Genomic DNA, 13,207 nt, shown 5'->3' with positions numbered 1-13,207 from the left:
CCGGTTCCGGCGTGGTCGGGCCCGTGACGGAACTGTGACCCTCAGGTCCTCTGGGTCTGGGTGACGACCGGCTTCGTCGTGGCGGCCTTCTTCGCCGGTGCCTTCCTCGCAGGCGCCTTCTCTGCAGGGGCCTGCTTCGCGGGGGCCTCCTTGGCCCGCGCCTTCTTCGCGTCGGCCTGCGTGGCCGCGGCCTTCCTGGCGGCCGAGCCCTTGAGGCGGACGCGCAGCGCGTTGCCCGACCCCTCGGTCACGAGGTAGGGCTGCGCCTCGACCAGCGTGCTCAGCCGGCCGCCCGGTCCGGCGAAGGTGCGCGCGTCGAAGGACGGGTGGGTGCGGTTGAGCTGGTTGCCGAGGGAGCCGAGGTGGGCCCAGCCCTCGTCGTCGGAGACCGCGTTGATCGCGCGGGTCAGCGCGCTCTGGAGGTTGATGGGCGCCGGGGCGGACTCGTCGTCGTGCGCCTCGTCCGGGTGCTCCTCGGGCTCGGGCTCCGGCTTCTTCTCGTCCTGCACGACGCCGAGGTCGATGAACTTGTCGCACGCGTTCTTCAGCGCCGCCGGCGCCTTGCTCTCGCCGAGCACGTAGACGGTCTTGCCCGACTCGCGCAGCCGGTGCGCCAGGCTGGTGAAGTCGCTGTCGCTCGTCACGAGCGCGAACGCCTCCACGTGGTCGTCGTACAACAGGTCCATCGCGTCAATCACGAGCGCGAGGTCGGTGGAGTTCTTGCTGGTGGTGAAGGCGTTCTGGTGCATCGCGCGCAGGCCGAGGCTGTTGAGCTTGCGCGACCACTGGTTGAGGTGCGAGTTGGTCCAGTCGCCGTAGACCCGCTTGATCGTCGGGTTGCCGTACTTCGCGACCTCGCTCAGCACGTCGTCGGCGTAGGCCGGTCGGGTGTTGTCGCCGTCGATGAGCACGGCGATCCGGTCGGTGCCCCCACTGGTCTCCATGGTCATCACCCTAGGCTGGTCGGGTGGTGCAGCGCAGGGACGTGGTGGTCGTCGGGGTGGGATCGCCGGCCTCGTCGCCGCCCGCGACCTCGCGGTGGCGGGCCGTGACGTGCTGCTGCTCGAGGGCTCGCCCGAGGTCGGCGGCAAGCTGCGCTCCGCCGAGGTCGCCGGGCTGACCGTCGATGTCGGTGCCGAGGCCATGCTGGCGCGCCGGCCCGAGGGTGTCGCGCTCGTCGCGGAGCTCGGCGCCGAGGTCGTCCACCCGACCGCCGCCACCTCGGCGGTCTGGTCACGCGGGGCGCTGCGGCCGATGCCGCGATCGCTGATGGGCGTGCCGTTCGACCTCGCCCAGCTCGGCGCCAGCGGGGTGCTCAGCGCCGAGGGCGTGGCCCGTGCCTCGGTCGAGGTCGTCGACACCGACGTGCCCGACGACGTGTCCGTCGGCGACCTGGTCGCGGCGCGCCTCGGCGACGAGATCGTCGACCGGCTGGTCGAGCCGCTGCTCGGAGGGGTGTACGCCGGCCACGCCCGGCAGATCTCCGCCGCCGCCGCCGTGCCCCAGCTGCTCGCGATGGCCCGCCGGGGGAGCGTCCTCGAGCAGGCCGCCGCCGTGCCGACCTCGGCCGCGCCCGTCTTCGCGTCCCTGCCGGGCGGGATGGGCCGGCTGCCCGCGCTCGTGGCGGACGGCTCCTTCGAGGTCCGCATGTCCGCGGCGGTGCGCGAGCTCCACCGGACCGGCAGCGGGTGGAGGGTCGTCCTCGGCCCGACCACCCACCCCGAGACCGTCGAGGCCGACGCCGTCGTGCTGGCCACGCCCGCCGCCCCGACCGCACGGCTCCTCGCCGACGTCGCTCCAGAGGCCGCCGCCGGGCTCGCCGCCATCGAGGCCGCGAGCGTTGCCGTCGTGACCCTCGCCTTCCGCGCGAGCGACGTGCCCGACGCCAGCTTCGAGCGCTCCGGCTTCCTCGTGCCGCCGGTCGAGCGGCGCGCGATCAAGGCGTCGACCTTCTCCTTCGCCAAGTGGGGCTGGGTGCGTGACCTCGACCCCGACGTGGTCGTGCTCCGCACCTCGCTCGGCCGGCACGGGGAGGAGAGCACGCTGCAGGCCGGCGACGACGGCCTCGTGCGGGTCTCGCTCGCCGACCTGGCCACCACGGCCGGCATCACCGCGCAGCCGGTCGACACCCACGTGCAGCGGTGGGGCGGCGCGCTGCCGCAGTACGCCGTCGGCCACCTCGGGCGGGTCGCGCGCATCCGCGCCGGGATCGCCGACCTGCCGGGGCTCGAGCTCTGCGGGGCGGCGTACGACGGCGTGGGCATCCCGGCCGTGATCGGCTCGGCCCGCCGCGCGATGGCTTCGCTGCTCCCGGCAGAATGAACGCATGAGCACGGACGCCCCCGCAGAGCAGACCAACGCCGCCCGCACCAAGGAGCTCAACAACACCATCCGCTACACGATGTGGTCGGTGTTCAAGCTCCGCGACGTCCTCGGCGACGCGGACCGTTCCGCGGAGGCGACGGACGTCGAGGCGCTCTTCGAGGTGCTCGCCGAGGAGGACGTGGTCGTCCGCGGGCTCTACGACGTCTCCGGCCTGCGCGCCGACGCCGACCTCATGGTCTGGTGGCACGCGGCCGACTCGCAGCAGCTCCAGGCGGCCTACAACGCCTTCCGGCGCACGGCCTTCGGTCGTCGCCTCGAGCCGGTCTGGTCGCAGATGGCGCTGCACCGCCCGGCCGAGTTTAACAAGTCGCACATCCCCGCGTTCCTCGCCGACGAGGAGCCGCGGGCGCACATCTGCGTCTACCCGTTCGTCCGCTCCTACGAGTGGTACCTCCTCGACGACGGAGAGCGTCGCCGGATGCTCGCCCAGCACGGCCAGCAGGCGCGGGGATACGCCGACGTGCGGGCCAACACGGTCGCCTCGTTCGCCCTGGGCGACTACGAGTGGCTGCTGGCCTTCGAGGCCGACGAGCTGCACCGGATCGTCGACCTGATGCGCGACCTGCGGGCCTCCGACGCCCGTCGCCACGTCCGCGAGGAGGTGCCGTTCTACACCGGCGCCCGCGTCTCGCCGGGCGACCTGCTCGACCGTCTGCCCTGATCGGGAAAGCCTCGCGCCGTTCCTCCTGGAATGGCGTGTCGCGGCGTACCAGCAATGTAGAGTAAGTTACTCAACATTGTTCAAAGGAGTAGCCATGACCGCCACCTTCCCCACCACGTTCCGCACCGTCGCACCCATCGACGACGACCCCCGCGACCAGGTCGCCCGGGACGCCCTGGCCGAGTACCTCTCCACGCACGACCCGCTCGCGACGGTCGACCTGACCTTCCCCGAGCGCACGTGGGAGCGCATCGGCTCCGTCGCCGGCGCCGACATCTGGCTCATCACCTGGCCCGCGGGCTCCAGCACCGGCTGGCACGACCACGGCTCGGCCAGCGGCGCGTTCGTGACCCTGCAGGGGCGGCTCACGGAGTACGTCTGGACGGGCGTCGCGACCGCCTCGACCCTCGACGAGCACGCGGTCCGCGAGTTCGACGGCAGCCACATCCACGACGTGGTCAACCATGGCACCACCGCCGTGTCGCTGCACGCCTACGCACCGTCGCTGGCGGCGATGACCCGCTACGAGCTGGTCCGCGGCCGCCTCCAGGTGACCAGCGTCGAGCAGCGCGGGGAGCAGTGGTGAGCACCGTCCAGGACCGCCCCGCCGTGCGGCACGACGGCGTCGACGCGCTGCTCGCCGACGCCCGCTCGCGGCTCGCCCGCATCGACGTCGAGACCGCCTACCGCGAGGCTCTGGGCGGGGCGCTCCTCGTCGACATCAGGCCGGCGGCGCAGCGGGCGGCCGAGGGCGAGGTCCACCCCGCCGTCGAGCCGATGGTCATCGAGCGCAACGTCCTCGAGTGGCGGCTCGACCCGCGCTCGGACGCGCGCGTGCCCGAGGCGTCGTACGACGCCCGGATCCTGGTGCTGTGCCAGGAGGGCTACACCTCCAGCCTGGCCGCGGACGCGCTCCGCAGCCTCGGCCTCGACGCGACCGACGTGGTCGGGGGCTTCAAGGCGTGGCGCGAGGCGCACCTCCCGGTGGCCTGTCGGGGTGCCGCGGACTGACGGGGAACGGGTCGCGGCGCGCTAGCGTCGTACCCACCATGAGCCCCACACGAGCCATCGCTGCCCTGGCCCTGTCCGTCGCCGCGCTCTCCAGCCTGGCCGCCTGCTCGACCGAGGACGAGATGAAGGCGGTGGACCCGGCCGCGTCCGGTGAGCCGACCTCGTCGGCCCCGGACGAGGGCCCCGGCGAGGCGCCGGACCCGGTGCCGGACGGCGAGGTCGGCACCAACGGCCTGGTGACCGTGCTCGACAGCGGCAGCGGCCCGGAGCTGTGCCTCGGTGCGGTCGCCGAGTCGTACCCGCCCCAGTGCGGTGGCCCGGCCCTCGAGGGCTTCGACTTCGGCGACGTCGGCGCGGAGACGGCCGGCGATGTGACGTGGGGCCAGTACGCCGTGACCGGCACCTACGACGGCACGACCTTCACCGTCACGGACGCGATCCCGGCCGCGCTCTACGACACGATGGAGACGCCCGCGGCCGGCGGGCTCGAGCCGGCCTGCGACGACGCCACGACGACGGACGCCGACAAGGCGACCCCGGAGGACATGGACGCGACCCTCGCGGCGGCCTCCGCGCTGCCGACCTACGCCACCGCGTGGCTGAGTAACGGCACGATCAGCGTCGCCGTGACGGGCGACGCCGAGGCCGCCGAGGCGACCCTGCGCGAGACCTGGGGCGGCCTGCTCTGCGTGACCACGGTGGAGAAGACCGACGCCGACCTCAACGCGATCAACACCGAGCTCCAGGCCGCGCTCGGTGACCGGCTGCTGACCAGCGGCTCGTCGCGGCCCGACTCCCTCGACGCGCAGGTCGTCTACGACGACGGCTCGATCCAGGACTGGGCCGACGCGACCTACGGCGACGGGCTCGTCACGGTCACCTCGGCGCTGGTCCCGGCTTCCTGATCACCGCTGGCCCGGGCGGCGGCTACTTCTTGTTCAGCGAGATGCTGATCGAGTTGATGCAGTAGCGGTCGCCGGTGGGCGTGCCGAAGCCGTCGGGGAAGACGTGGCCGAGGTGCGAGCCGCACGTTGCGCAGCGGACCTCGACGCGCTTCATGCCGTGGGTGTTGTCCTCGATGTACTCCACGGTGTCGGTCATCGGCTGGTAGAAGCTCGGCCAGCCGCAGCCGGAGTGGAACTTCGTGTCGCTGGTGAACAGCTCCGACCCGCAGGCCTTGCACGAGTAGGTGCCCTCGGTCTCGGTGTCGGTGTATTCGCCGGTGAAGGCGCGCTCGGTGCCGGCCTGCCGCAGCACGGCGTACTCCTCGGGGGTCAGCTCCTCGCGCCACTGCTCATCGGTCTTCTGCACGTCGTAGGCCATGCCTCCAGCCTACGGCGGCACACCAGCGCGCCGGACGGCTAGGTTGTGGCCATGGCAGCTGCGAAGCCGGTGATGGTGCAGGCCGGCGACCGGGAGGTCCGCGTCTCCTCGCCCGACCGCGTCATCTACGAGGCGACGGAGACGACCGGCGAGGTGACCAAGCTGATGGTCGCGGAGTACTTCGCCTCGGTCGAGGACGGGCTGATGCGTGCGCTGCGCGAGCGGCCGACGGCCCTCGAGCGCTGGACGTCGGGAGTGCGCGAGGGCATGAAGCTGGCGACCGGGCCGCAGGACCGCAACGCCGACGCGTTCTACCAGAAGCGGGTGCCCAAGGGCGCTCCCGACTACCTCGAGACCGCGACGATCACCTTCCCGTCCGGTCGCACCGCCGACGAGATCTGCCCGACCGAGATCGCCGTGCCGGTCTGGTGCGCGCACATGGGCACGCTGACGTTCCACCCCTGGCCCGTGCGGCGCGACGACGTGGACCACCCCGACGAGCTGCGCATCGACCTCGACCCCCAGCCGGGTACGACGTTCGGCGACGCGGTGCGCGTCGCGGGGGTCGCGCGCGAGCTGCTCGCCGACCTCGGGATGGCCGGGTTCGCGAAGACCTCGGGCAACCGGGGCATCCACGTCTACGTCCGGATCCAGCCGCAGTGGGACTTCGCGGCAGTCCGGCACGCCGCCATCGCCTTCGGACGCGAGCTCGAGAAGCGGGACGACGGCGTGACCACGGCGTGGTGGAAGGAGGAGCGCGGGGAGCGGATCTTCGTCGACTTCAACCAGAACACCCGCGACCGCACGATCGCCTCGGCCTACTCCCTCCGCCCCATCGCCGGCGCTCCGGTCTCGACGCCGGTGACCTGGGACGAGCTGGAGACGCTGACCTCGCCGAGCGGGTTCAACCTCTTCACCGTGCCCGAGCGGCTCGCGTCCGACGGCGACCCCTGGGCGACGATCGACGACGAGCACCACTCGCTCCAGCCGCTGCTCGACCTCTGGGACGAGCACCCCGTCGAGCTCAACTTCCCGCCCGACCACCCGAAGATGCCCGGCGAGCCGCCCCGCGTCCAGCCGTCGAAGAAGGTCGAGTCCCACTGGGACTCCGACGGCAACCGGATCGAGGACTGAGGACTCCGGTCACGCTGCCGACACGCGGATGAGCGGTGAGTGACCCACGTTCCGGCGGCCAGGAATGTGGCTCACGCACCGCTCAGCGGCCAGTCGTACGCCGACACCCCCGCCAGCGGTGAGTGACCCACATTCCAGCGGTCAGGAATGTGGGTCACGCACCGCTCAGCCGAGCTCCCAGGGGGCGGCGATCGGGAAGTACTCCTGGAGGAACTCCATCAGCAGCCCGTCGGCCCGCTCGGAGTCGAAGGCGGAGACGTGGTTGTCGGCCACGCAGAAGAAGTCCCGGTCGCGCTTGAGCATCTGCTTGAGCTGGACGGGCAGCTGCTGGTGGCCGAGGTCGACGTAGCCGTGGTGGGCGCTCGCGCGGAAGGCTTGGCCGGTGACGAGGCCGTAGTTCTGCGCGAAGGACGACAGCAGGGACAGGTCGGTCGCCGAGCGGAACGGCGCGTGGGTCGTGGCGTCGACCTCGGCGGGGAAGCGGGCCGCGACCTCCTCGAGGACCGTGCGCCGCTGGGGGTGCGGGCTGTGCATCATCGTGTTCGTCAGCGCCACGCCGAACGCCTCGGTGAGCACGCGGCGGTTGTTCTGCGCGGCCGAGAGGTAGGGGCGGTCGTCGGTGCCGGGGAGGCCGATGGCGCGGTGGTCGGCGACGAACGCGGCGTACTGCCCGCCGGGCGTGAAGAAGTGCTCGGGGCGTCGCGGCTTGCCGAGGAAGACGTCGTCGTTGACGTAGACGAAGTGGTCGGCGAGGTCGGGCACGGCGTGCAGCCGGGTCTCGATCGCGTGCGAGCTGAAGGTCGGCAGCGCGGAGGCCGGGAGGACGTCGCGGTGGTCGACGAGGCGGATCTTCTCGTGCGAGGTGTCGAGCCACGACGGCACCTGGCCTGCGGTGACGAGGTGGATCCGGCGCACCCACGGCGCGAAGAGGTGGATGCTGCGCATCGAGTAGCGCAGCTCGTCACGGCTGCGGAAGCGCGCCGCCCCGCTGGCCCGCTTGTCGGGGGTCTGGCCGAGCCCGGTGAGCCGCTCGTCGCGGGCGTCGAGCCACGCCTCGTCGTCGCCGTCGACCCACGTGTAGACGACGTCGACGTCGAAGCGGCAGTCGTCGACGGTGGGCAGCGCCATCACCTCGAGGGTGGGTACGTCGACTCCCTCGACGGCGATCGTGGTGCGGGGCGAGCCGGCAGGCACGCGGTCGCCGTAGCGGTTGAGGTCCGGCGCCAGGAGGTCGCCCTCGGGCGACACCTCCCAGAACTGCACGCCGACCTCCACGCCCTCGCCGAGGAGGCCGTCGTGACCGCCGCGCATGGGCCACGGCTCGAGGAAGAGCGAGGCGGTGCGGGCCTTGGCCAGCTCGACGGTCATCGCGGCCACCGTGCCGCGGCGCTCCGGCCAGCCGCGCTCGGCGGGGTCGCGCACCGAGAGCCAGTCGGGCACGTCGCCCGCGGCCAGCGTGGTCAGGAACGCGGCCCGCCGTGAGGACGGCACGACGACGACCGGGTGCGGGTCGAGGCCGCGGGCCGGCATCACGAACCAGCCGTCCCCGGCCGCCGCGGCGGCGGAGGCGAGCGCCCGCAGGGTCGTCGTACGGCACTCGGCGGGGGTGACGCCGCGTGCGCCGGTGGTCTCGGGCAGGTCGCCGAGCGGCCCGGGGCGCAGGCCGTGGAGGACGCGACGCGGGGCGAGCGGGTCGGCGCGGCGGGCGACGGCGCGGCGGAAGACGTCGACCCACTGGGCGGCCAGAGTCGGCCCGTCCCATGCCCGGGAGCGCTCGAGGGCGGCGGCGCCGAGGCGGGTGCGGAGGTCGTCGTCGGTGGCGATCCGCAGCATCGCGGCGGCCAGCGCGGGTTTGGACCCGGGCGGGACGAGCAGCCCGTCGACGTCGGGGGTGATGATCTCGCGGGGACCGGACGGACAGTCGTAGGACACCGTCGGCACACCCGCCGACATCGCCTCCTGGAGGACCAGCGGGTAGCCCTCGCCACGCGAGGCGAGGACGGCGACGCTGGTGCGCGCCCACTCGGAGCCGAGGTCGTCGGTGGAGCCGGGCAGGTCGACGCGGTCCTCGAGCTCGAGCTTGCGGACCTGGGCGGCGAGGTTGTCGGCGCGCGGACCGTCGCCCCAGATCCGCAGGGTCCAGCCCGGCACCTCGTCCCGGATCCGCCAGAAGGCGTCGACGACGTGCTCGAACTGCTTCTCCGGCGCGAGCCGGCCCGCGGTCACGAAGGTCTTCTGGTCGAGCGGCGAGCGCCGCTGCGCCTGGGCGGGCAGCGGGTTGGGGATGACGAGCAGCTCCGGGGCGGCGCCACCGAGGCGGCCGGCCAGCCAGCGCGACATCGACTCGGTCAGCGAGACGACGACGTCGGCCCGCGGGGCGAACTCGAGCAGCGCGCCGAGGTCGTTGACCCGGCTCGATGAGGCGCGGTGCTCCTGGTGGACCAGCGCGACGTCGGCCGGGGCGAGCTGTGCGACGACGGCGAGCAGCTCGGGGGTCGTGGTGACGAGGACGTCGGCGTCGATGCTGCCGAGCGCCTCGCGCAGGGTCGCGTCGGTGAGGCCGTTGAAGAGGGCGTCCCAGCTGCGCGGCACGATCACCGACTCGCGCTCGGCGAGCTCGGCCGGGTGCCTGCCGTCGACCGCGACGTGCTGCGGGCGTCGTACGTCGACGAGGTAGGTGACCTCGACTCCGTCCGCCAGCCGGTAGTGCGTCGACTCGCCGCTCCGCGTGACGCTGAGGATGCGGACCCGGTGCCCCTCGCCGAGCCCGGCCAGGGCGTTGGCCTGCTCGATGCCGGAGCGGGCGGTACCGCCCATGCCGTCGGCGTTGAAGAGCACGAAGACGATGTCGAGCGGGCCGTCGCGGCGGACCCGGCGCACGGCCGAGCGCACCTTCCCCCCGAGCTTGTCGGTGAGCGCCACGTGTCCCTCAGTCCTGTCTCTTCGAGCGGGTCGCCACGATCCTAGAGGCCGGGCGAGCGGCCGATAGGGTGAGCCGCATGCCGACGTCCCCCACCCCGCTGGTCCTCGTCTCCGGTTCCGGCCGCAGCGGCACCAGCTCGCTCGCCGGCACGCTGAAGCGGCTCGGCCTGCACGTGCCGCAGCCCGAGGTGGAGGCGTCGGAGACCAATCCGCGCGGGTTCTACGAGCCGCAGTGGGTCATCGACTTCCACAAGCGGCACCTCAAGGAGCTCGCGCTCTTCAACATCGACAGCCGCCCGGCCGCGGTCCAGCTGGTCGCAGACTACGTCGCCGGGGGAGTCCCCGCGGCCGAGCTGCGCGAGTGGATGGCCGGCCAGCTCGAGGCCGATCAGGTGGTGGTGAAGGACCCGCACGCCTTCTGGTTCGCCGAGGTCTGGGAATCGGTCTCCGCTGAGCTCGGCGCCGACCTGCGCTGGCTCACCGCGCTGCGCCACCCGGCCGAGGTCGTCGGCTCGCGCGACATCGCCTACCTCTCCAGCCAGTCCGACGAGCTCCGGCTGACCAAGGAGACCTCCAACGTCGCCGGCTGGGTGCACGCCGCGCTCCTGACCGAGCAGGCCGGGCGCGGCTCGAAGCGCTCGTTCGTGAAGTACGTCGACCTGCTGGCCGACTGGCGCGCCGCGCTCGCGCCGGTGCAGGAGCAGCTCGAGCTCTCCTTCAACACCGGCCTGTCGTCGACGGAGCACCACTCCGTCGACGACTTCATCGAGCCGTCGATGCGCAAGTCGCAGCTCGGCTGGGACGACGTCGCTACCCCCGACTGGCTGAAGGACATGGCCGAGGAGGTCTGGCAGCTGCTCGGTGTGCTGACCACCTCGCCGCACGACGAGGCCACGATCGCCCGCCTCGACGAGGTCCACGCCGACTACGTCGCGCGCTACGCCGACGCGGTCGCGCTCACCTTCGACCACACCAAGGCCGAGTCGACCCTGGCCGCCCGTGAGGCCCGCGACTCCCAGCGATCCACCCTCCAGCAGGTGCGCCGCGACCTCGAGCAGGCCCGCCGCGCCGGCTCGACCCCGGTCGCCCAGACCGTCGGCGGCCGCGAGGCGGCCGCGATCCTGCGCCGCGCCGTCGTACGCCGCGTCACCCGTCGCTGAGCCCGCCGCTGAGCCTGCCGGCCGTCAGAGGCCGGTGACGCCCTCGCCGGTGCCGGAGGCCTGCTCGTCGAAGTTCTCGTGCTCGATGAGGTGGAGGACCGGTACGCCGAGCTTGCGGCGCGCGCGCGATGTCCAGTCGACGTGGAAGAACTCGGCCACGACGTGCGGACGGGTCAGGATGATGGCCTCGCGGGCGTCGACCGCCGTGACGAGGGCGGCCAGCGCGTCGACGGGCGGCTCGGACGTGACCTTGCCGTCGGCCTGCGCGCCGGCGGCGACCAGGACGGCCAGCGTCGCCTGGAGGTCGGCGGAGGAGGTCTCCTCGCACTCGCGCCGCAGCGACTCGAGGTCGACGTCGTTCATGGTGAGCGCCGGGGCGGCCATCAGGTCACCCGCACCGAGCGTCCCCATGGACGCCTCGACCCGCGCCGCGGCGTCCTCGAGCGGCAGGAGGACGTGGTAGACGACCTGGTCCTCGATCTCGGAGTGGAGCGAGCGCACCTGCTGGGCGTCGCCGGCCGTGAGGGCCTGCTCGACGAGGAGCACCACGTCGTAGGTGCCCTGCCCGTCGTGGATGTCGCCGTCGTCGATCGGGCTGTTCTCGGTCATCAGTGGCCTCCAGGTTCGGTGCTGAGGATGCGGGTGAGGTCGTAGCCTGCCGGTTCGTCGAGCTGGGCGTAGCCGCAGGTCTCGGGGTCGCGGTCGGTCCGCCACCGCTTGAAGTGCGCGGTGTGGCGGAACCGGCGACCCTCCATGTGGTCGTACTTCACCTCGAGGACCCGCTCGGGGCGCAGCGCGGTGAAGCCGAGGTCCTTGCCGGCGCTCCAGCGGCTCTGGGTGCCGGGGACGCGGTCGGGGTTGGCGGTGAGGAACTCGTTCCACCGGCCCCACGGGTGGTCGGCGACGTCGCAGACCAGCGGCTGCAGCTCCTGGAACAGCTCGGCGCGGCGCGCGGCGGTGAAGCTGGCCGAGACGCCGATGTGCTGCAGCTCGCCGTCGTCGTCGTAGAGCCCCAGGAGGAGTGAGCCGATCAGCGGCTCCTCGGGGGTGGAGGTCTTGTGCTCGCGGTAGCCGGCGAGCACGACGTCAGCGGTGCGCTCGTGCTTGATCTTGAGCATGGTGCGCTTGTTGGGCTCGTAGACCGAGCCGAGCGGCTTGGCGACGACGCCGTCGAGGCCGGCCCCCTCGAACGCCTCGAACCACCGCTCCGCCTCGGCGGGGTCCTCGGTGGTGCGGGTCAGGAAGCACGGGCCCTTCCCGTCGAGCCCCGAGAGCGCCTCGACGAGGGCGGCCCTGCGCTCGGAGAGCGGCCGGTCGATGAACGACTCGTCGCCGAGGGCGAGCAGGTCGAAGGCCACGAAGCCGGCGGGGGTCTCGTCCGCGAGCTTGTCGACGCGGCTCGCGGCGGGGTGGATGCGCTCCTGGAGGGTCTCGAACTCGAGCCGCCAGCCGTCCGGGCCCTCGAGCCCGACGAAGATCTCGCCGTCGAGCACGATCCGGTCGGGGAGCTGCTCGCGCACTGCCGCGACGACCTCGGGGAAGTAGCGCGTGAGCGGCTTGGTGTTGCGGCTCGCGAGCTCGACCTCGTCGCCGTCCTTGAAGACCAGGCAGCGGAACCCGTCCCACTTCGGCTCGAAGCTCAGGCCCCCGTGCCTGGCCGGGTCGGGCACACCGCTGACGCTCTTCGCGAGCATCGGCTGCACGGGCGGCATCACGGGGAGGTCCACGAAATCGAGCCTATCCCTGCGGCGTCCGGCACGACCTAGGGCAACGCCGCGTAGGCCCTGCCGACCGCGGTCGGCCGCGCGCCGGGCTTGTAGAGCCCGCTGCTCGGACCCTTCGCCGCGGCGGGCAGCCCGAACCACGCCCACCGGCTCACCCAGTCGCGCGTGCCCAGCGCGCGCGACATGAGCTTCACGAACCGCGCCTGCACCTTGCCCGGCGGGACCCGCGGACCGCCGTCGAAGCGCATGAGGGCGACCTCGGTGAGCCAGATCGGCTTGCCGTAGCGGTCGTGCACGGCATCGAGGTACGACGTCAGCTGCTCGACGGCGCGCCGCGGCCGCCAGTCGCCGCCGTACCAGTGCAGGGCGACGGCGTCGACGCGCAGGTCGCGCTGCTCGGCACCGGTCATGAAGCGGTCGAGCCAGCCGCCGGCGTCGGCGCCGCCGATGGCGACCGCGGGGCTGACCAGCCGGAGCCCGGTCGACTCCAGGCGCGGCCACAGGTCGAGGGCCTGCTCGACGTCCATGTCGGCCTGCTCGGCGAGGTCGGGCTCGTTGAAGCCGAGCAGCCACGGGCCGTGCTGCTTCGCCGAGGCGAGCGCCTCGTCGGTCACGGAGCCTGCGCCCCAGATCATCGGCACGAACTCGGCGCGGGTGCGGCCGACGTACGCCGGCGGCTCGGCCGTCCAGGCGTGGTACCACCCGGCGCGCGACTTCCGCAGCGCCTTCGTGGCTCCGCGCATCTCCCACACTCCGACGCCGCGGACCTCGCGGCTCTGGACCCGCTCCGTGGCGGGAGCCGCCGCGGCCGGGTCGGTCAGCAGCGCTGCCAGCAGAGGGACGACGAGAAGTGCTCCGAGCCGCGACATCTGCCCAGCCTAGGTGTG

General features: G+C 72.8%; 13 protein-coding genes. 7 read left to right on the top strand and 6 right to left on the bottom strand.

Going from position 1 to position 13,207, the window contains the following annotated elements; genetic code table 11:
• Positions 1–41: 41 nt before the first annotated feature.
• Entirely contained in the window at positions 42–944 is a 903-nt protein-coding gene (locus tag BLV76_RS02860) for an NYN domain-containing protein (RefSeq protein ID WP_090967773.1), read from the bottom strand.
• Between BLV76_RS02860 and BLV76_RS02855 the strand changes: the two genes are divergently transcribed.
• The 5 genes from BLV76_RS02855 to BLV76_RS02835 all read left to right on the top strand — a co-directional run bounded on the left by BLV76_RS02855 (position 943) and on the right by BLV76_RS02835 (position 4,962).
• Positions 943–2,322 (top strand): protoporphyrinogen/coproporphyrinogen oxidase, encoded by a 1,380-nt coding sequence (locus tag BLV76_RS02855; protein ID WP_217630245.1) that lies wholly within the window; start codon positions 943–945, stop codon positions 2,320–2,322. The two genes, BLV76_RS02860 and BLV76_RS02855, sit on opposite strands and share 2 nt — an antisense overlap.
• A gap of 4 nt (positions 2,323–2,326) precedes the next feature.
• On the top strand, positions 2,327–3,046 hold the full coding sequence (hemQ, locus tag BLV76_RS02850) for a hydrogen peroxide-dependent heme synthase (protein WP_090967771.1): 720 nt from the start codon (positions 2,327–2,329) through the stop codon (positions 3,044–3,046).
• Positions 3,047–3,140: 94 nt separating this feature from the next.
• On the top strand, positions 3,141–3,632 hold the full coding sequence (locus BLV76_RS02845; protein WP_090967770.1) for a cupin domain-containing protein: 492 nt from the start codon (positions 3,141–3,143) through the stop codon (positions 3,630–3,632).
• Positions 3,629–4,057 (top strand): rhodanese-like domain-containing protein, encoded by a 429-nt coding sequence (locus BLV76_RS02840; RefSeq protein ID WP_245734515.1) that lies wholly within the window; start codon positions 3,629–3,631, stop codon positions 4,055–4,057. The genes BLV76_RS02845 and BLV76_RS02840 overlap by 4 nt, the downstream gene beginning before the upstream one ends.
• Before the next feature lie 38 nt (positions 4,058–4,095).
• Positions 4,096–4,962 (top strand): hypothetical protein, encoded by an 867-nt coding sequence (locus BLV76_RS02835; RefSeq protein ID WP_090967769.1) that lies wholly within the window; start codon positions 4,096–4,098, stop codon positions 4,960–4,962.
• A 22-nt stretch (positions 4,963–4,984) separates the two neighbouring features.
• Here the strand turns inward: BLV76_RS02835 and msrB are convergent, their stop codons facing one another.
• Positions 4,985–5,380 carry a peptide-methionine (R)-S-oxide reductase MsrB gene (gene msrB, locus BLV76_RS02830; protein ID WP_090967768.1) on the bottom strand — a complete coding sequence of 132 codons (396 nt, stop codon included), beginning with the start codon at positions 5,378–5,380 and terminating at the stop codon, positions 4,985–4,987.
• A gap of 51 nt (positions 5,381–5,431) precedes the next feature.
• Here msrB and BLV76_RS02825 point away from each other — a divergent pair, with 51 nt between their 5' ends.
• On the top strand, positions 5,432–6,514 hold the full coding sequence (locus BLV76_RS02825) for a DNA polymerase domain-containing protein (protein WP_090967767.1): 1,083 nt from the start codon (positions 5,432–5,434) through the stop codon (positions 6,512–6,514).
• Positions 6,515–6,679: 165 nt separating this feature from the next.
• Here BLV76_RS02825 and BLV76_RS02820 read toward each other — a convergent pair whose 3' ends face one another.
• Complete coding sequence (locus BLV76_RS02820; RefSeq protein WP_090967766.1) at positions 6,680–9,436, bottom strand: stealth conserved region 3 domain-containing protein; 2,757 nt, start codon at positions 9,434–9,436, stop codon at positions 6,680–6,682.
• Between the two features lie 77 nt (positions 9,437–9,513).
• Here BLV76_RS02820 and BLV76_RS02815 point away from each other — a divergent pair, with 77 nt between their 5' ends.
• Positions 9,514–10,596 carry a hypothetical protein gene (locus tag BLV76_RS02815; RefSeq protein WP_139306449.1) on the top strand — a complete coding sequence of 361 codons (1,083 nt, stop codon included), beginning with the start codon at positions 9,514–9,516 and terminating at the stop codon, positions 10,594–10,596.
• Positions 10,597–10,620: 24 nt separating this feature from the next.
• Here the strand turns inward: BLV76_RS02815 and BLV76_RS02810 are convergent, their stop codons facing one another.
• From BLV76_RS02810 to BLV76_RS02800, 3 genes are read right to left on the bottom strand one after another with little or no spacing between them, the layout of a single operon-like run.
• A complete protein-coding gene (locus tag BLV76_RS02810; protein WP_090967764.1) occupies positions 10,621–11,205 on the bottom strand; it encodes a hypothetical protein in 585 nt (194 codons plus the stop codon).
• Entirely contained in the window at positions 11,205–12,323 is a 1,119-nt protein-coding gene (locus BLV76_RS02805; protein WP_090967763.1) for an ATP-dependent DNA ligase, read from the bottom strand. The genes BLV76_RS02810 and BLV76_RS02805 overlap by 1 nt, the downstream gene beginning before the upstream one ends.
• Positions 12,324–12,358: 35 nt before the next feature.
• On the bottom strand, positions 12,359–13,189 hold the full coding sequence (locus BLV76_RS02800) for a glycosyl hydrolase (RefSeq protein ID WP_090967762.1): 831 nt from the start codon (positions 13,187–13,189) through the stop codon (positions 12,359–12,361).
• Positions 13,190–13,207 lie beyond the last annotated feature (18 nt).

Origin of the sequence: Nocardioides exalbidus (genome assembly GCF_900105585.1) — a bacterium.
Classification (GTDB): domain Bacteria; phylum Actinomycetota; class Actinomycetes; order Propionibacteriales; family Nocardioidaceae; genus Nocardioides; species Nocardioides exalbidus.
Note: the sequence above shows the minus strand (reverse complement) of the source record. Positions and strands in the feature narration are given on the sequence as shown.